The sequence below is a fragment of the Methylobacter luteus IMV-B-3098 genome, assembly GCF_000427625.1.
Lineage (GTDB): Bacteria > Pseudomonadota > Gammaproteobacteria > Methylococcales > Methylomonadaceae > Methylobacter > Methylobacter luteus.
The window spans coordinates 2,539,609-2,558,283 of record NZ_KE386569.1; the positions used below are offsets into that span (position 1 = coordinate 2,539,609).

Annotated in this window: 19 protein-coding genes; 10 read left to right on the plus strand and 9 right to left on the minus strand. The window is 52.3% G+C overall.

The window, feature by feature from the left end:
- The first annotated feature begins 9 nt into the window (after positions 1 to 9).
- The 8 genes from METLU_RS0113720 (at position 10) to glmS (ending at position 8,929) form a co-directional block, all read left to right on the plus strand.
- Complete coding sequence (locus METLU_RS0113720; RefSeq protein WP_027158716.1) at positions 10 to 483, plus strand: F0F1 ATP synthase subunit B; 474 nt, start codon at positions 10 to 12, stop codon at positions 481 to 483.
- Positions 484 to 488: 5 nt separating this feature from the next.
- Complete coding sequence (locus METLU_RS0113725; protein ID WP_027158717.1) at positions 489 to 1,019, plus strand: F0F1 ATP synthase subunit delta; 531 nt, start codon at positions 489 to 491, stop codon at positions 1,017 to 1,019.
- A 21-nt stretch (positions 1,020 to 1,040) separates the two neighbouring features.
- Positions 1,041 to 2,582 (plus strand): F0F1 ATP synthase subunit alpha, encoded by a 1,542-nt coding sequence (gene atpA, locus METLU_RS0113730; protein WP_027158718.1) that lies wholly within the window; start codon positions 1,041 to 1,043, stop codon positions 2,580 to 2,582.
- Between the two features lie 12 nt (positions 2,583 to 2,594).
- On the plus strand, positions 2,595 to 3,458 hold the full coding sequence (gene atpG / locus METLU_RS0113735) for a F0F1 ATP synthase subunit gamma (RefSeq protein ID WP_027158719.1): 864 nt from the start codon (positions 2,595 to 2,597) through the stop codon (positions 3,456 to 3,458).
- A gap of 48 nt (positions 3,459 to 3,506) precedes the next feature.
- On the plus strand, positions 3,507 to 4,886 hold the full coding sequence (gene atpD / locus METLU_RS0113740) for a F0F1 ATP synthase subunit beta (protein ID WP_027158720.1): 1,380 nt from the start codon (positions 3,507 to 3,509) through the stop codon (positions 4,884 to 4,886).
- A 67-nt stretch (positions 4,887 to 4,953) separates the two neighbouring features.
- Entirely contained in the window at positions 4,954 to 5,376 is a 423-nt protein-coding gene (locus METLU_RS0113745; protein ID WP_027158721.1) for a F0F1 ATP synthase subunit epsilon, read from the plus strand.
- Positions 5,377 to 5,631: 255 nt separating this feature from the next.
- Positions 5,632 to 7,098, plus strand: coding sequence for a bifunctional UDP-N-acetylglucosamine diphosphorylase/glucosamine-1-phosphate N-acetyltransferase GlmU (gene glmU / locus METLU_RS0113750; RefSeq protein WP_027158722.1), 1,467 nt, complete (start codon positions 5,632 to 5,634; stop codon positions 7,096 to 7,098).
- 1 nt (position 7,099) lies between these two features.
- Positions 7,100 to 8,929 carry a glutamine--fructose-6-phosphate transaminase (isomerizing) gene (gene glmS / locus METLU_RS0113755; RefSeq protein WP_027158723.1) on the plus strand — a complete coding sequence of 610 codons (1,830 nt, stop codon included), beginning with the start codon at positions 7,100 to 7,102 and terminating at the stop codon, positions 8,927 to 8,929.
- A gap of 183 nt (positions 8,930 to 9,112) precedes the next feature.
- On the opposite strand, the gene METLU_RS0113760 is transcribed toward glmS, so the two are convergent.
- The 9 genes from METLU_RS0113760 to amrS all read right to left on the minus strand — a co-directional run bounded on the left by METLU_RS0113760 (position 9,113) and on the right by amrS (position 17,184).
- Entirely contained in the window at positions 9,113 to 9,796 is a 684-nt protein-coding gene (locus tag METLU_RS0113760; protein WP_027158724.1) for a Fe2+-dependent dioxygenase, read from the minus strand.
- A 139-nt stretch (positions 9,797 to 9,935) separates the two neighbouring features.
- Positions 9,936 to 10,640 carry a PepSY-associated TM helix domain-containing protein gene (locus METLU_RS0113765; protein ID WP_027158725.1) on the minus strand — a complete coding sequence of 235 codons (705 nt, stop codon included), beginning with the start codon at positions 10,638 to 10,640 and terminating at the stop codon, positions 9,936 to 9,938.
- Between the two features lie 136 nt (positions 10,641 to 10,776).
- Positions 10,777 to 12,957, minus strand: a complete 2,181-nt coding sequence (locus tag METLU_RS0113770; RefSeq protein ID WP_027158726.1) for a TonB-dependent receptor — start codon at positions 12,955 to 12,957, stop codon at positions 10,777 to 10,779.
- Between the two features lie 69 nt (positions 12,958 to 13,026).
- Positions 13,027 to 13,458: an ExbD/TolR family protein gene (locus METLU_RS0113775; protein WP_027158727.1), complete on the minus strand. Its 432-nt coding sequence runs from the start codon at positions 13,456 to 13,458 to the stop codon at positions 13,027 to 13,029.
- Positions 13,458 to 14,189, minus strand: coding sequence for a MotA/TolQ/ExbB proton channel family protein (locus tag METLU_RS0113780; RefSeq protein ID WP_027158728.1), 732 nt, complete (start codon positions 14,187 to 14,189; stop codon positions 13,458 to 13,460). The genes METLU_RS0113775 and METLU_RS0113780 overlap by 1 nt, the downstream gene beginning before the upstream one ends.
- A 4-nt stretch (positions 14,190 to 14,193) precedes the next feature.
- The gene (locus METLU_RS25365; RefSeq protein ID WP_051299913.1) at positions 14,194 to 15,039 is read right to left on the minus strand and encodes an energy transducer TonB; all 846 of its coding nucleotides are present in this window, start codon (positions 15,037 to 15,039) and stop codon (positions 14,194 to 14,196) included.
- 91 nt (positions 15,040 to 15,130) lie between these two features.
- The gene (gene hemP, locus METLU_RS0113790; RefSeq protein ID WP_027158729.1) at positions 15,131 to 15,325 is read right to left on the minus strand and encodes a hemin uptake protein HemP; all 195 of its coding nucleotides are present in this window, start codon (positions 15,323 to 15,325) and stop codon (positions 15,131 to 15,133) included.
- 13 nt (positions 15,326 to 15,338) lie between these two features.
- Positions 15,339 to 15,614 (minus strand): hypothetical protein, encoded by a 276-nt coding sequence (locus METLU_RS0113795; RefSeq protein WP_027158730.1) that lies wholly within the window; start codon positions 15,612 to 15,614, stop codon positions 15,339 to 15,341.
- A gap of 466 nt (positions 15,615 to 16,080) precedes the next feature.
- Complete coding sequence (amrS, locus tag METLU_RS0113800; protein WP_027158731.1) at positions 16,081 to 17,184, minus strand: AmmeMemoRadiSam system radical SAM enzyme; 1,104 nt, start codon at positions 17,182 to 17,184, stop codon at positions 16,081 to 16,083.
- 166 nt (positions 17,185 to 17,350) lie between these two features.
- Here amrS and amrB point away from each other — a divergent pair, with 166 nt between their 5' ends.
- Positions 17,351 to 18,130, plus strand: coding sequence for an AmmeMemoRadiSam system protein B (amrB, locus tag METLU_RS0113805; protein ID WP_027158732.1), 780 nt, complete (start codon positions 17,351 to 17,353; stop codon positions 18,128 to 18,130).
- A complete protein-coding gene (gene amrA, locus METLU_RS0113810) occupies positions 18,117 to 18,674 on the plus strand; it encodes an AmmeMemoRadiSam system protein A (RefSeq protein ID WP_027158733.1) in 558 nt (185 codons plus the stop codon). The genes amrB and amrA overlap by 14 nt, the downstream gene beginning before the upstream one ends.
- Position 18,675 lies beyond the last annotated feature (1 nt).

Here is an 18,675-nt window from a genome sequence, read left to right on the forward strand (position 1 = left end):
GAACGCATCGTGAGTATCAATGCTACTCTGATTGGGCAAATGATTACATTTGCACTTCTGGTATGGTTTACCATGAAGTACATATGGCCACCTTTATTTGACTCTTTAGAAGAACGTAAAAAGAAAATCGCTGACGGTTTGGCTGCAGCCGAAAAAGGTCACGAAGAAATGCAACTGGCTGAGAAAAAAGCCAAGAGCGTTTTGAAAGAAGCTAAAGAACAATCCTCAGAGATTGTTAATCTCGCTCAGAAACGCGCCAATGAAATTGTCGAAGAATCAAAAGACATCGCTAAAAAAGAAGGCGAACGTATGATTCAAGCAGCTAAGGCGCAAATTGAGCAAGAAATGCAGCAGGCTAAAGAAGGTTTGCGTCAAGAAGTGGCTGCTTTGGCTGTGAGCGTAGCAGAACAGATTCTGAATGCGGAAATCGATAAAGCCAAACACCAAGACATCATAAGCAAAGTCTCTAATCAACTAGGTTAAGCATAATGAGCGAACTGGCAACATTGGCAAGGCCTTACGCAGCGGCAGTATTTAAAAGAGCCAAAGAAACCGATACGACGGCTAAATGGTCGCAAAGTTTGGCATTTATGTCGGCTGTCCTGAGTGATAAAGAAATTTCTGTTGTAGTAGATAACCCCAAAGTGACTAAAGAAAGGTTATCAGCGCTGATGCTTGATATCTGCCAGGGACAAGTTGATGAAGAAAATGCGAATTTTCTGAAGTTGCTTGTTCAAAACAACCGATTGACTTTACTGCCTTACATTGCAGAAATTTTTGAAGCATATAAAGCGGACGATGAAGGTTATATCGATGTTGAAGTAGTGACTGCTTATGCATTCTCCAAAGAAGAAAAGCAGAAGTTTGCTTCAAAACTGGAAAAGACACTGAGCAAGAAAGTTCATATGAACGCAACCGTGGATAAATCCTTGATCGGCGGCGTTCTGGTGCGAGCAGGCGACAGAGTAATTGACGGATCCATCAAAGGCCAGCTTCAACAATTAGCAAAAAGGCTCTAAGTCTAGAGTGAGTAAAAGAACATGCAATTAAACCCATCTGAAATAAGTGATCTGATTAAAAAGAAGATCGAAAACTTCGACCTGAGCGCCGAAGCTCATACAGAAGGTACTGTAGTCAGCGTGACTGACGGTATTGTAAGAGTACATGGTCTTTCCGAAGCTATGCAGGGCGAGATGCTGGAGTTCCCGGGCAATACCTTCGGGATGGCGCTTAACCTTGAAAGAGATTCAGTCGGTGCGGTGGTATTAGGTTCATACCAGCACATCTCTGAAGGCGACACCGTAAAATGTACCGGCAAAATTCTGGAAGTGCCGGTTGGTGAAGCTCTGCTGGGCCGCGTTGTTGATGCGCTCGGCAATCCTATCGACGGCAAAGGCGCCATTGAAACGACTGAAGCATCTCCTATTGAAAAAATCGCCCCTGGCGTTATTGCTCGCCAATCTGTCGATCAACCCGTTCAATTAGGCTTGAAGTCGATCGATGCGATGATTCCCGTCGGCCGAGGACAGCGGGAGCTGATCATCGGCGACAGACAAACAGGTAAAACCGCCATCGCGATTGATGCGATCATCAATCAAAAAGGCACCGGCATTAAATGTATCTATGTCGCTATTGGCCAAAAACGTTCATCCATCGCTAACGTTGTGCGCAAATTGGAAGAGCATGGCGCGATGGAACACACCATTATTGTTGCGGCATCTGCTTCTGAATCGGCAGCGTTACAGTTCATTGCGCCTTACACCGGCTGTTCAATGGGGGAATACTTCAGAGACCGCGGCGAAGATGCACTGATTATTTATGACGACTTGACCAAACAAGCATGGGCTTATCGTCAGGTATCTTTGTTGCTGCGTCGTCCACCCGGACGCGAAGCGTATCCTGGCGACGTGTTCTACTTGCACTCCCGTTTGCTGGAAAGAGCGGCTCGTATCAATGCAGATGAAGTTGAGAAACTGACTGGCGGCAAAGTAAAAGGTAAAACCGGTTCATTAACGGCGTTGCCTATTATTGAAACGCAAGGCGGTGACGTATCGGCTTTCGTACCAACCAACGTAATCTCTATTACGGACGGCCAGATCTTCCTCGAAACTGATTTGTTTAACTCAGGTATCCGTCCTGCGGTAAACGCCGGTTTATCGGTATCACGTGTAGGCGGTGCGGCACAAACCAAGATCATCAAGAAATTAGGCGGCGGTACGCGTCTTGACTTGGCTCAATACCGTGAGTTGGCGGCTTTTGCTCAGTTCGCATCGGATCTGGATGAAAGTACACGTAAGCAGATTGAACGTGGTCAACGAGTGACTGAATTGATGAAGCAAAATCAATATTCACCAATGTCAGTCGCACAAATGGCGGTTTCGCTGTTTGCTGCCAATGAAGGTTTCCTTGATAACGTAGAAGTTAACAAAGTCCTTGATTTTGAAGCCGCTTTGCAGTCGTACATGAAGTCAGAACATGCTGAATTAATGAACAACATTAATGCAACTGGCGATTTTAACGATGAAATCAGGCAGGGTATGCTGACTGCTATTCAAACTTTCATCAAAACTCATAGTTGGTAAAAGGGTCTTCAAATGGCTGTTGGTAAAGAAATACGCACAAAGATCTCGAGTATCAAGAATACTCAAAAGATCACTCGAGCAATGGAGATGGTTGCGGCGAGTAAAATGCGTAAAACAAAAGACAGAATGCAGGCAACACGTCCATATTCCCAAAAAATTGGCCGGATTATTAAACATCTGGCCCATGCCAATCCGGAATATAAACACCCTTTTCTCATTAAACGTGAGGTTAAACGGGTAGGAATCATTGTAATAAGCTCTGACAGGGGCTTGTGCGGCGGTCTGAATTCAAACTTGTTCAGAAAAACGCTGACGCAGCTATCGCAATGGGACAAAGCAAATATTGATGTAGACGTTTGTACGATTGGCTCAAAGGCCGGCGGTTTTTTTGGTACTCTGAAAACGAACATGGTTGGCCAAGTTTCCAAATTGGGTGACACTCCGCACCTGCAGGATATCGTCGGCATCATTAAAATTATGTTGGATGCTTATGAGCAGGGTACTATCGATGAGTTGTATGTCGTATACAACGAATTCGTGAATACCATGACTCAAAGACCTACTGTTGAAAAGTTGATTCCTGTAGTAGCGGAAGAGATCGAAGAAAGCCTGGGTGGTCATTGGGATTATATTTATGAACCCGATGCCAAGGAAGTTCTGGATCACCTGCTGACCCGTTATATCGAGTCTATCGTCTACCAAGGTCTGGTTGAAAACAATGCCTGTGAACAGGCCGCCAGAATGGTTGCCATGAAAAGCGCTTCGGATAATGCCGGAAATCTTATCGGTGAGTTGCAATTGGTCTACAACAAAGCCAGGCAGGCCGCTATCACTCAGGAAATTTCAGAAATTGTTGCCGGTGCCGCAGCTGTTTAAGCCTTTAAGCCCAAGCAAAAACGACACAAATTATAAGAGGACAACTCAATGAGTTCGGGTAAAATCGTTCAGATTATTGGTGCGGTTGTTGACGTGGAATTTCCACGTGAAAAGCTGCCCAAAGTATATGATGCATTAAATGTAGAAGGAAAAGACCTTGTATTGGAAGTGCAACAGCAATTGGGTGACGGTGTAGTCAGATCGATTGCAATGGGTAGCACCGATGGCTTAAGCAGAGGCTTGACCGTTAATAACACTAGTGCGCCTATTTCAGTGCCGGTCGGACAGGAAACCCTAGGTCGTATTATGAACGTTCTGGGTCAGCCTATCGATGAAAAAGGCCCTATCGGTGAAAAACAAAAATGGGGTATCCACCGTAGCGCGCCTTCTTACGATCAACAGGCGGCTGCCAACGAATTACTGGAGACCGGCATCAAGGTTATCGACCTGGTCTGCCCATTCAGCAAAGGTGGTAAAGTCGGATTGTTCGGCGGTGCCGGTGTAGGCAAGACCGTTAACATGATGGAATTGATCCGTAACATCGCGATCGAGCACAGTGGTTACTCCGTGTTTGCTGGTGTAGGTGAGCGTACTCGTGAAGGAAACGACTTCTATCACGAAATGACCGATTCAAACGTTATCGACAAAGTATCGCTGGTTTACGGCCAGATGAACGAGCCGCCCGGCAACAGATTGCGCGTGGCGTTGACTGGTTTGACCATGGCCGAGTATTTCCGTGATGAAGGCCGTGATGTTCTGTTCTTCGTCGACAATATTTACCGTTACACCCTGGCGGGTACTGAGGTATCGGCATTGTTAGGCCGTATGCCTTCCGCGGTAGGTTATCAGCCGACTCTGGCGGAAGAGATGGGTGTGTTGCAGGAGCGTATTACCTCAACAAAAACCGGCTCTATTACCTCTATCCAGGCCGTTTATGTACCTGCGGATGATTTGACTGATCCATCACCTGCAACTACTTTCGCGCACTTGGATGCGACCGTTGTATTGTCTCGTCAAATTGCTGAGCTGGGTATTTATCCTGCGATCGATCCTCTGGATTCAACCAGCCGTCAGCTTGATCCGCTGGTTATCGGCCAAGAACATTATGACGTGGCGCGTAAAGTTCAGGGTACTCTGCAACGCTATAAAGAGTTAAGAGATATTATCGCGATCCTGGGTATGGATGAGCTGTCAGAAGAAGACAAGCTGACTGTGGCTAGAGCGCGTAAGATTCAGCGGTTCCTGTCTCAGCCTTTCTTCGTTGCCGAGGTATTTACCGGCTCACCAGGCAAGTATGTTTCACTGAAAGATACTATCGCGGGCTTTAAAGGCATTATTGACGGTGAATACGACAATGTTCCTGAACAAGCTTTCTACATGGTCGGCACCATTGACGAAGCGCTTGAAAAAGCAAAAGGCATGAAGTAAGCCGCCATACTTTTAGGTGTGTCTCCCGGCTAAACTGCCGGGAGAAGATTGAAACAGGTAACCGACAATGACCATGACCATACATGTAGACATCGTAAGTGCAGAAAAGGAGATATTTTCCGGCTTAGCGGAAATGGTATTTGCTCCGGCTGAACTTGGCGAAGTAGGTATTTCTCCACGTCATGCTCCATTAATATCAAGACTGAAGCCCGGTGAAGTGCGGGTAAAAGTGAACGATAAGGAAAGTTATCCGTTCTATGTATCAGGCGGCATTCTGGAAGTGCAGCCTCATGTGGTTACCATTCTGGCTGATACGGCTATTAGAGCGAAAGATATTGATGAAGCGGCCGCCCTGGAAGCCAAACACAGAGCTGAAGAAGCACTGGCGGACAAGTCCAGCAAGATTGATTATGCGACAGCCCAGGCGCAATTGCTTGAAGCTATGATGCAATTAAGAACACTGGATAGGCTTAGAAAGCGCGGCGGATAAAAACATATTGGCTTAGGCCTAATAAAAAACCCGTTAACGTGTTCACGTTATCGGGTTTTTTTTTATTTTAAAAATTTTTTACGATTATAATTCTGCAAGCCACAGTTTCAGGCGCAATCGCCTGAAGTTATGATGAAATTAAGAATATTGGGATAGGCTTAGAAAGCGCGGCGGATAGATTAACAAGGGTTCTACCTGTCTGAAAAGCCCTGTAACGAGACCGTTGTTCGGTTTTTTATTCAAAGGAATATAAACATGAAAATTAAGACTATCATTCTGGCAGCGGGAAAAGGGACGCGTATGCGCTCAGAGTTGCCTAAAATATTGCATAAAATCGCCAATAAGCCTTTATTAAAACATGTTTACGACATGAGCAGGCAGTTGGAAGACAACAGCATCAAAATTGTCTATGGCCATGGCGCTGAACTGGTAAGAGAAACATTAAGCGATTTAGACGTCGTCTGGATAGAACAAAAAGAGCAATTGGGCACAGGGCATGCTGTGCAGCAAGTCAGTGATCTGATATCAGACACGGATGATGTGCTGATTCTTTATGGTGATGTGCCTTTACTGAAATTGTCATCAGTCAAACAGCTGATCTCAAATGTCAATGATCAAGCGCTCGCCTTGTTGACCGTCAATCTTGAAAATTCAACTGGTTACGGCAGAATAGTCAGAAATGAAATGGGCCAAGTTATAAGAATTGTCGAAGAAAAAGATGCCAACGATCTCGAAAAACTGATCAATGAAGTCAATACCGGCATTATGGCCATGCCAGGCAATAAGCTGAAAAAATGGCTGAGCCAATTGAACAACAGCAATGCGCAAGGCGAATACTATTTAACGGATATCATTGAAATGGCAGTCACTGATGGCGTCACTATCGTCACGAGTCAGCCGGAAACAGTCGATGAAGTTCTGGGCGTCAATAACCGCATACAGCTCAGTCATTTGGAACGTGTCTATCAACAGGAGCAAGCCAGTAAACTCATGGAACAAGGCGTTACTTTAAGAGACCCGGCCCGGTTCGATCTTCGGGGCTCGATAGAAATGCTGGGCCAGGATATCGAAATTGATGTCAACGTGATTCTGGAAGGTAGCAACAGCATCGGCAGTAACGTGAAAATAGGTGCCAATACGCATATAAAGAACTCCATAATCGGCGATAATGTTGAGATTCTTGATTTATGCGTCATAGAAAATGCCGTCATAGGCAATGGCAGCAGAATCGGCCCCTACGCCAGATTGAGGCCGGAAAGTGTCCTGGCCGAAGATGTACATATCGGTAATTTCGTGGAAATCAAAAAATCATCGGTGGCAGCAGGCAGCAAAATCAACCATTTAAGCTATATCGGCGATACGACCGTAGGCAGCAAGGTAAATATCGGTGCCGGGACCATTACCTGCAATTATGATGGTGTGAATAAGTTCAGAACGATCATTGAAGATGGCGCTTTTATCGGCTCCGATACCCAGCTGATTGCTCCGGTAACGGTTGGCAAGAACGCCACTATAGGTGCCGGTTCCACGATCACTAGAGACACCCCTGAGGATCAATTAACCTTGAGCAGGGCGAAACAAACGACTATAGACGGATGGCAACGCCCCATTAAACACGACTGCATGGATGCAGGAGGTAGAGCAGTGTCGGGAACGTCAGCCGACGACTGCATGGATGCAGGAGTTAGAACAATGTCAGGAACAATTGTCGAGGAAAAATAATATGTGTGGAATTGTAGGTGGTATAGCGCAGCGAAACGTAGTCCCCATCTTATTGGAGGGGCTGAAACGGTTGGAATACCGCGGTTACGACTCGGCAGGGCTGGCGGTCATAAACGGGCGGGAAATATACCGAAAACGGGAACTGGGCAAGGTAAAAGGCCTGGAAGCTTTGCTTCAGGCCGATCCTATCGCCGGCAATCTCGGCATAGCCCATACCCGATGGGCAACTCATGGCAAACCGAGCACGGCTAATGCGCATCCGCATATCTGTAAGAATAAAGTGGCCGTGGTTCATAACGGCATTATTGAAAACCATGAGCAATTACGCGGGATTCAGTTGGAGAACGGCTATAAGTTTACGTCGGAAACCGATACCGAAGTCGTCGTGCATGAAATTTATCATGCCATGGAGACTTCGACTGGATTATTGAACGCCGTTCAAAAGACCGTGAAAAAGTTCGAGGGCGCTTATGCTTTAGGCATCATGAGTGTCGATTATCCCGATACGCTGATCGCTTGCAGAAAAGGCAGTCCTTTGGTGATTGGAGTCGGTATCGGCGAGTATTTCATCGCGTCGGATGTTGCTGCCTTGTTGCCGGTCACGCAACGGTTTATTTTTCTGGAAGACGGCGACATAGCGGCGATAACGATAGATGAGGTCGTTATTTACGATGCCAATGAAAATATCGTCACTCGCCCTGTAAAAACCAGCCAGCTGAAAATAGACTCTGTCGATAAGGGCGAATATCGCCATTACATGCTGAAAGAGATTTATGAGCAGCCCTGGGCCGTTTCAGAAACGCTGGAAGGCCGGTTCGTAAACAATCGGCTACAGGAGAGTTCAATCGGGCATAATGCCGCGGCTATTTTCGACAAGGTAAAATCCGTGCAAATTCTGGCCTGCGGAACCAGTTACCATGCGGGATTAGTGGCGCGCTACTGGTTTGAGAAACTGGCACGCGTGCCTTGCAATATCGAGGTCGCCAGCGAATTCCGCTACAGGCATCCTGTATTATCGGAGGACACCCTGGTTGTCACGATCTCGCAATCGGGCGAGACAGCCGATACGCTGGCTGCGTTGCAGGAGACGAAAAAACTGGGCGCGAAATATTCCTTGGCTGTTTGCAATGTGCCGGAAAGCTCGTTGATCAGAGAGTCCGACCTGGTGTTAATGACACGGGCCGGCGCTGAAATTGGCGTGGCATCGACAAAAGCCTTCACAACACAATTAGTGACACTGATGCTGCTGGTCATCGCTATCGGCAGACGATTTGGGCTGACGGAGAAACTGGAGCAGAAAATAACGTCGGAATTATTCAGCCTGCCAGAAAAAATTGAACAGGTCTTGCAGCTGAATGAGGAAATCAAGACCTTATCGGAACAATTCGCCGAAAAACAGCACGCGCTATTTCTCGGCAGAGGCACGCATTATCCGATAGCGATGGAGGGTTCACTAAAACTCAAGGAGATTTCCTATATCCATGCCGAGGCTTATCCGGCAGGCGAACTGAAACACGGACCGCTGGCATTGATAGACGCGGACATGCCGGTCATTACCGTAGCGCCGAACAACAGCCTGCTGGAAAAACTGAAATCCAATATGCAGGAAGTCAGCGCGCGGGGAGGCCAACTGATCGTTTTCATGGACGAAACATTGGCATCTGAAGGCAGCGAGAGTGTACAGATCATAAAAGTGCCGCAAGTCGAAAATGAAACGGCGCCTATTGTCTACGCCATACCGCTACAGTTACTGGCCTATCATGTCGCTGTTTTGAAAGGCACCGATGTCGATCAGCCCAGAAATCTGGCAAAATCGGTGACTGTGGAATAGGTGTTTGGGCAGCTAGAATCGTGTGGTGTGGGCGAACAATAAAGTGCCCGCTTACAGCTGCCTGTTCATTTGACTTCATTTATATCCCAAGCGTCTTCCCTGTAGCTGTTACGGGGGAGACGAATTCCTTCAATGGATGACAAATCCATCCATGTATTTCTGTGGGCAGGACGCTTCGACAGCCTAAACCTCGGCCCACATGCGCAGCAGATTATGGTAGCAACCGGTTAAATTGACTGTCGGCGTGCTATCGCCTTGCGTTTCGCGTAGTTCGAGTATAGCCATGTCCATTTCAAACAGCAGTCGCCGACGTTCCGTTTCGCGCACCATGCTTTCCATCCAGAAGAACGAGGCCACTCGCGCGCCGCGCGTGACCGGTTCGACGCGGTGCAGGCTGGAGCCGGGGTAAAGTACCATGTCGCCGGCGGGCAGTTTCACGGCATGCGTGCCGTAAGTGTCCTCGATGACCAGTTCGCCGCCGTCGTAATCGTCCGGATCGCTTAGAAACAATGTCGCCGATAGATCGGTGCGCACGCGCTCGCCGGTCGCAGCGCAGGTGCGTACGGCATTGTCGATATGATTGCCGAAGGTGTTGGCCGCGTCTTCGTAGCGGTTGAATAACGGCGGAAAAATGCGCCTGGGCAGCGCCGCCGACAGGAACAGCGCGTTCTTGTTCAAATGCTCCAGTACAATGACGCGGAGCGCCTCGCTCGCGGGCGCGTTTTCCGGCAATTGCAGGTTGTTTTTCACCTTGGCTGATTGTGTGCCGGCCGTGATGCGGCCATCGGCCCAGGGCGCGGTGTTCAGGATCGCGCGGCAGTCCGCCAATGCTTCGGCAGTCAGTACGTCGGGGATGTGGATTAGCATGAGGAATCTCCCAAGAAGTCCTAATTAACAATACGGTGAAAAATCACTTTCCTAAATTTTGGCAATGGCATTCATAGGGAGACTAAGGCCGCCCTCCGCATAAGCGTTGTTTTTCATTTGCAAATCTTTTAAACCAGTCCTAAAGCGCCTGCCAGGCAAATCCCATGGCCAGGCTCAAGGAGCCTAATGCCAATCCGGCGGCGGCAAGACGGCGGCCATGCAGCCGGGTCCACAGCAGCGTGCCGGTCAGGCACAGGACGATGAGTCCGCCGGCCAGGGTGTCGGTGAGCAAGACCCAGCCGACGCCCATGCCGGCGCCTTTGTGCAGGTTGATGAGCACGGAGAACAGATTGCCTTCGCCGCGTTTTACCGTGACGAAAGCATTGCCTTGCCAGTATTCAGCCTGCAGGAAACGTTGCGGGCTGCGTACCGAAATTTGCCAGCGCGGCGGTTGCCGCACTTCGTTACCGTTCCAGATAACACTATTGCCGGGTTCGCGCATGATTCGCGCCGATTGAGGCTCGAACCGGAGTTGCTGTCCTAGCCATTCGGCCAGTGCTTCCGGGGTGGCCGGCCGCGGATCGGGCAAGGTCAGCTGGATCTGCTGCTGCTCGAGTTTAGCGGCTGGAATTTTCATGACGGTGCGGTGATTGAGCAGAATGCCCGTTACCCCGAACAAGAGCCCGAGCGCCGCGCCCCACAGACCGATCCAGGCATGCGCGCGGCGCAGCCATTTGAGGAAGGCGCCGCGCGACAGCCGTCGCGGCAAAAAAAGATAGCCGCCATTGGGTTTGCGGTTTCTGCCAGCGGTCAACGGCGGCAGGGCATCGGATGGGGCATGCATGTTTTTTCACCTCTGAATTCTCTAGGAGTTGGTTAAAAAATAGCTTCTCGATTTGCTCACGAAATCAGCGTTTATGTAGGGGCGAATTGATTCGCCCAGGGCGATTGAAATCGCCCCTACAACCGACTTTTAAGGATTAATATTTAAAACGCACCGACAATTGCCCCGAAACCGGCACGCCGGGCAAGGCCGAACGCGCCTGGCCGGATTCGTAGTACACCTTGTCGGTCAGGTTGAACACGTTCAGCTGCACGTCGTAATGCTTTTGATGATAGGCCAGCACGGCATCGAGCCGCGCGTAGCCGGGCAGTTCGACTTCATTGACGCTGTCGGTGAAGCGTTTCGTGGCGTAAAACACGCCGCCGCCGATCTCCCAGTTATCGGTCAGGTGGTAGCTGGTCCAGGCGACGCCGCTATGCTTGGGGACATTGACCGGCGTCATGCCCTCAAGTGATTTTCGCTGACCGCTGACGGAGCCGACGGCGGTGCTGTTGGATTTCGCCATCTCGGCATCCAGATACGCGTAAGTCAGCGACACATCCCAGCGCGGCAGGATTTCGCCGGCCAGGCCCAGCTCGAAGCCGTCGGTGCGCTGCTCGCCGGCCAGCACGGTCAGATTGGGATCATTGGCGTCGGCCGTGCGCGCGTTGGTCTTTTCCAGCCGAAACAGCGCGGCCGTCGCGGACAGGCGGCCATCGAACAGGTCGAACTTGCCGCCGATCTCGAAATTGCGGTTCTTCTCGGGCGGCAGGTTGGCCGTCGCGGCGCTGAGGCTGTAGCTTTCCGCCGACGGGTTGAAGGACGTGCCATAGCTGAAGTAATAAGACTGGGATTCGGTCGGTTGCCAGACGATGCCGCCGCGCGGACTCCATTGGCGGTCGGTGCGGCTGAGGTCATTGTCGTCATTGAGGAGGTCGTCCTGTTCCGCCTCGAACACGTCGTAGCGCGCGCCGGCCAGCAATTTCCATTGCGGCGACAATTCAAACTGGTCCAGCACATAGCCCGCGTAAGTCTGGGTTTGAGTCAAGCGGTTGGTGGCGAGCGTACCGCTGAAGTCATCGGCACGCCCCGAGCCTACCGTCGAGGTCAGCACCGGGTTGAAGACCGAAACGGATGCCACCTCGCTCGAGTTTTTCGATTTGAAGTCATAATCCTCCCAGCCGAATTCGGCGCCGAACATCAACGTGTTATTGAAGCCGAACAGCGGCTTTTTGTAGACGAAGTCGGTCTGGTTGTAGATGTTTTCCTGCGTGTTCTGGCGCAGCGCCTGGGTACGCGCGACCGTGGAATCCAGACCATTGTCGGTGACCGCTCCAAACAGATGCGTCCGGTACTTGCGCTCGTAGTCGCCGTAGCGGACGCTGTTTTTCACCGAGAAATCCGGGGTGAAGCGGTGCGTCAGCGCGACCGTGCTGACGTTGACATCGGTTTTCTGCAAGCGGTCGTTCGTGAAACCGTAGAACGTCTCGATAGGCATGTCGGCCGGTTTGCCCCGGTAAATCGGCACACCATAGTCAAAAACGCCGTCTTCTTCCTGATGCAGCAGATTCAGGGACAGATCGGTATCCGGCGTGAGTTTGGCCATGAATGACGGCGCTATGCCCCAGCGGTCGGTGTAGTTGTAATCACGGAAGGAGCCTGCATCCTGGTAAAGCACGTTGAGCCGGGCCGAAAGGTTTTTATAGGACGTTTCGGCATCGATCGTGGACCGCTTGAAGTCGTACAGGCCGTACGTGAAATCGCCCGTGGCATGCGTGCCTCCGGTCGGCTTCTTGGTCACCTGGTTGATCACGCCGCCGGTGGCGCCGCGCCCGAACAGGATGGAGGACGCGCCCTTCAGCACTTCGGCCCTGTCGATGAAAAACGTGTCGCGCGCATACTGGCCGTTTTCCTTGACTCCGTCGAGGTAGGTGTCGGAACTGGCCGAGAAGCCGCGCAGGGTGATCGAGTCGCCGGTGCGGCCGCCTTCGCCGGCGGCGATGGTCAGGCCGCTGACGTTCTTGAGCGCATCGCGCAGGTTGAAGGCGTTCTGAGATTCGATCAGTTCCTTCTTGACCACGCTGACCGATTGCGGGATGTCGCGCAGCGCCATCTCGGTCTTGCTGCCCGTGGTCGACGTGTCGGCCTTGTAGCCGTCGGATTGCCGATCGCGGGCCGCCTTGACTTTGACGGCCGGCAGCGTGACTTCCTTATCCGCGCCAGCGCGCGCTTCAACGGCCGGCTCGGCGGCCACCGCCATGCCATTCAGCGCCGCCCCCAGCGGCAGTAGTGCACCTAGTCGCCATTTGGCGCCGGGCGTTGCTTTCTTTAAGGTCATATTTCCCCCCGTTATAGCTTTTTAAATAGAGTATGGCTGCCTGGCGGGGAAAGCTGGGTGGCTGGTTCATTAGTGTGTACTGGATGGATCGGGCTCGGACACGAAACCGATGCGCGTGACGCCGGCCTTGGCCGCGTCGGCCAGGGCTTCGGCGACAAAGCGGTACGGCACGGCCTGGTCGGCGCGCACATGCAGTTCCGGCTGCGGCGACTGCTGCGCGATCTGCGCCAGTCGTTCGTTGAACTGTTCGCGCGAGACGGTCGTTTCATCCCAAAATAACTGCCCGTCGCCGTTGATGGACAGCGCGATATGTTCCGTTTCCGTCACCTGCGGTTCGCTGCTGGCTTTCGGCAAGTCGATCTTGACCGCGTGGGTCATCAACGGCGCGGTAATCATGAAAATAATCAGCAATACCAGCATCACGTCGATCAACGGCACCATGTTGATTTCCGAAACCGGATGCTGTCCGCCCTTGTTTTGGTCGAAGCTGCCGAAGGCCATTACACACCTCCTAAAACGATTGCCGCTGTTGGGTTGGCGGCTGACTGCCCGGCGATGGGTGCGCCGGTGGCCAGGAAAGCGAACAGGTCATGCGCGTAGGCATCGAGTCGGGCCAGCACCAGGCGGTTGGAGCGCGCGCAAGCGTTGTAGGCCAGTACGGCCGGAATCGCCACAGCCAGGCCCAGGCCGGTCATGATCAGCGCTTCGCCCACGGGGCCTGCAATCTGGTCGAGCGTGGCGGCCCCGCCTTGCCCGATGCCGAGCAGGGCATGGTAGACGCCCCAGACCGTGCCGAACAGGCCGACGAATGGCGCGGTGCTGGCGATCGAGGCCAGCGCCGTCAGGCCCCATTCCAGGCGCGCGGTTTCCTCGTCGATCGCCCGGCGCATCGAGCGCGTCAGAAACTCCGTGGCGGAGCCGGCCTCATGCAGGCGATGCGCGCCATGAGTGGCGTGATGTCGTGCCGCGGTGATGGCATGCCAGGTCAAATAGGCGAACGACTCGCTCGGCGCATGCTGACTCAGATAACGGGCGACCTCGTCGAGCGAGGCGGCGTCCCAGAATGTTTTCAGAAATCGCGCCGAGCGCCGGCGCATCATGGCGCCCTGCCAGGTTTTGACGACAATAAAATACCAGCTGGCAATCGACATTGCGATCAGCAAGCCAAGAAGCGATTGTCCGACGCCGTCGCTTTGGGACAGGAAATGAGTGAGATTGTCTTTGAAATCCATGAGTTTATCCTTCAAGAGAAAATGAAACAGGAACCACGACCCAGGCCGGCACAATCTGGTCGCCGCGACGCGCGGGCACGAAGCGCCAGTCCTTGACCGTTTCCAGCGCGGCCTGGTCCAGGCGGCTGAAACCGCTGGTTTTACGAACGACCAGTTGGGCCACGGTGCCGTCGGTGTTGATCATGGCGCGCAACAGCACTTTGCCCTGTTCACCCAGTCGGCGCGAGATCCGGGGATAGGCAGGAGGGGGATTGTCGAGGTAATCGGCGTTGAGGTGCGGCTGGATTAACGGCGCCGCTTCCGCCGGTGCGCTCTTGGCGGGCGTCGATGCCACGGCGGGAGCCGGTGACGGACTGGCCGCAATCGGTGTTTTAGGTGTTTCCGCCTTTTCCGCAACGGTTATTTCCGATGCGCTGTTCGATGAGGAAATCAGCGGTTTCGGCTTAGCCGGCGTCGGCTTGCGCGGTTTGGCCTTGGGCTTGACGATTGGTTTTGGCTTTTTTTGTGGTTTTGGCGGTGCGGGTTTCGGCGGCTCGGCGCGAGGCTGCGGCGATGAAATCCATGCAACCTGAATAGGCATGGGCAGCGTAACAGGTGCTTGTTGCTCGGAAAGTGGCGCTACGGCGAGCCAGAACAGATGAAACGCGAATGCAGCGCCCAGGCCGATCACGGCTTCGCCCCTTCCACATGCCGGTAATTCCGGCAGGCGTTGCTTGAATGGATTATTTAGCGGCATAGGATTATTGCCGACGCGTAATGAATCGTAATGCGATGCCTTGGCGCAAACCGATACCTCAGCCCTGGCCGCGGATTCCGGGAAATTGATAATTTTTGTAGCGTGTGCTGACATAGCGTGCCTCGCGTTTCGTAAAAAGGCTGGCTGGCTTCCTGGCCCGGCGGGGCTGGGTGGCTGGCTATGCCGCTGCTTGGAGCGGGTAAAGTTATTTCGTCAAAATCAGCTTGCCGTTGCTGGTGATGCGCAGGCGGTATTCGTCGTCGTGGTGATCGATGACGATTTCGTTTTGCGCGCCGAACAGTTCGCTGCTGTTGACCCGGCGGCGTTCAGGAACTGATTCCTGTTCCACGATCACGACGCTTTGACGGTGGAAGTTCCGGTTATAATTTTTGTTTTTCATAAAAATGCGGTTATTAATGATAAACCGGCCGCGGCTCGCGCTTGGTGCTTTGCTCCAGCAAGTGCGCGGTGACTTTTTGCCAATGTTCCAGCAATTGCTGATACAGCTCGCGGCTGGCCGAGACAGGCGCCAGATCCGGATGCGCCAGCAAAAGGCCCAGCTGGTGCACGATCGAGTGAGCCAGTTTCGGGCAGTGGCGGCCATTGATGAACTGCGTCATCGACAGACAAGTGGTCGCGTGCAATTGCGATATTTCGGTGCGTGCGGGAGTAGATTGTTGCTCAGGCATAAAACTCCTCGGTTTGTAGTCGATTGAAAAAAGTGTTTAACGCGCCCTATTGTGTAACAGGCGCGTTAAACGAAAGCAGCGAGAGGTCAAATCATCGCCTTGTCTAAATGATAATGATTATCATTTGGCATAGCAAGCTATTTTGTTGCTTGGTGAGTTAGCGTCTTTGCTAAAGCAATTATTGACTGATGTTGCGCATCAGTTGAATTGCGACTGCTTTAACAAAATATGGCTGGCGCGAAGGCTATTTGAATCCAAGTTATTTAGTGCGAATGAATTCGCACCTGCGCGTGCGTGACTATTCGGGTGATGAGATTGAATGAAGACCGGTTTATCAACCGTCGCTAGCACAGCAAACAGGATAAAAACGCTCCATGCATAACATCGGTTATTGAAAAAATGGTGGTGCATTCAGTGCGGGGACAGATTTATCCGCCCCCGCAGGCATGGCTTCCGAGCCGGTTCGTTATAAGCCTTGCTCCGCATGGGGCATGGCGACAGCCCTGCGCTTGCCGCCCCAGCCGCCGGGTTTTTCATTGAAGACGCCGGCGCAGCGTTCGCCGCAGAAACGGCAACTGCCCGATGGGTCCAGATTCCATTCGTCCAGGTCATACCAGTCGCGGCCTATCAATAATGATCCGCAATTGTGGCAATAGGTGCTGCTGGCTTGTTTATCGTGCACATTGCCGACATAGGCATAACGCACGCCGTTCTTTAGCGCTATGTTCCGCGCCAGCAACAGCGATGCTACCGGCGTATGGGGTTTGTCACGCATCTTCCAGTCAGGATGGAAGGCCGAGAAATGCATCGGCACATCCGGTCCCAGGTTTTCGACGACCCATTGCGTCATCTTTTCCAGTTCGGCTTCCGAATCATTCTCATCAGGGATGACCAATGTCGTCAGTTCCAGCCAGACCGATGTTTCATGCTTGATGTATTTGAGCGTTTCCAGTACCGGCTCCAGATGGCCGCCGGTAATCTGATGGTAAAAATGTTCCGTAAACGCTTTCAGGTCGATGTTGGCGGCATCCATCCATTGATAAAACTCGGCGCGGGGCTCCGCGCAGACATAGCCGGCCGACACCGCCACCGATTTTATGCCCAGATTTCGGCAAGCCTGGGCGGTATCTATCGCGTACTCGTGGAAGATCACCGGATCATTGTAGGTGTATGCGACGCTGGTACAGCCATGTTCGAGCGCCGCCTGCGCGATCGCATCCGGCGAGGCCTGACTCATCAGCGTATCCAGTTCGCGCGATTTGCTGATATCCCAGTTCTGGCAGAACTTGCAGGCCAGATTGCAGCCGGCCGTGCCGAACGACAGGACCGGCGTGCCGGGCAGGAAGTGATTCAGCGGTTTTTTTTCAATCGGATCGATCGCAAAACCGCTGGAGCGGCCGTAACTGGTCATGACAATTTCATCGTTCAGATTTTGTCTGATAAAGCAGAGGCCGCGCTGCCCCGCATGCAGCTTGCAAAATCGCGGGCAGATATCGCATTGGACACGGCCATCGTCCAGGCGATGCCAATGTCGCGTTTTCACCGTATCAGGCGTAACAAAAACAGTCATGAATAGTCTCCTGGAACCATGTAATAAATCGCATGGTCACATTTGGGTAATAATTGGTTTCTAACATTTAGGCTAGTTGGGTTGATTAATTTCCAGCACAATAACTATAAATTTCAAAGGTTTTCGCGCTAACTAAATCTTCTCCCGGAAAATAACAGGACATCTCATGAATAGACAACCCGCTGTGGCCGGTACGTTTTACCCGGCCAATCCGCAACAACTCCATCAAATGCTGGATCGGTATTTAAATGAGGCCAAATCCGATGCGAAAGTTCCTAAAGCCATCATTGCGCCGCATGCCGGCTATATTTATTCAGGACCTGTCGCGGCGACCGCTTATGCACGTTTAAAAAACGCGCGTCATCAGATCAGCAGAGTGGTGTTGATCGGCCCGTCTCACCGTGTGGCTTTCAGAGGGCTGGCCGTGAGTCGTGCACAAACTTTTTCCACGCCGCTGGGTGATATCTCTATCGATGAGGAAGCCGTGAAGGCCTTGGTCAAGCTGCCTTTTGTCGAATACATTGAACAGGCACACACTTATGAACATAGTCTGGAAGTGCACCTGCCCTTTCTGCAGGAGATGCTCGACGACTTCAAACTGATCCCCATCGTAGCAGGCGACGCCACACCGGAACAGGTCAGCCAGGTTATACAGATGTTATGGGGGGGGAGCGAAACGCTGATCGTGGTCAGCTCCGACCTGAGTCATTACCATGATTATACGACCGCTCAACAGTTGGACAGATCAACCAGCGAAGCGATAGAACATTTGCAGTATGAGCAGCTCGTCTACGAGTCCGCCTGCGGCAAAGTGCCGGTCAGCGGACTGCTGAAGCTGGCGCGGGAAAACTCGCTCTCGATTAAAACCATTGATTTACGCAACTCCGGCGATACCGCGGGAGAAAAAGACAGAGTTGTAGGTTACGGAGCTTATGTCATTGAATAAAGAACACCACCGCTGGCTGACGGAGCTGGCAAGCAGTTCCATTCGGCATGGCCTGCAAACAGGCAAGCCGTTGATCATCGATCTGGCCGAATGCCCGGCCGAACTGGCGGAACAGCGCGCCACTTTTGTGACGCTGCAAAAGCAGCATCAGCTGCGCGGCTGTATCGGCACGCTGGACGCCGTCAGGCCGCTGGCCGTGGATATCGCCGAAAACGCCTTTTCAGCGGCTTTCAGGGACCCGCGGTTTCCGCCACTGCAAGCCCATGAACTGAGTGATCTGGACATCCATCTCTCCATTCTGACACCGGCCGAGCCGATCGCGTTTACCTCGGAACAGGATTTGCTGAAGCAGTTGCAGGCAGGTATCGATGGCTTGATTCTGATGGAGGGGGGCCGGCGCGGCACATTTCTGCCCTCGGTATGGGAATCACTGCCGGAGCCCGAGCAGTTTCTGCGGCATCTGAAACAGAAGGCAGGGCTCGCGCCCGACTACTGGTCCGATACGCTCAAGGTTTACCGCTACCGCGCCGAAATGGTGGCCTGAG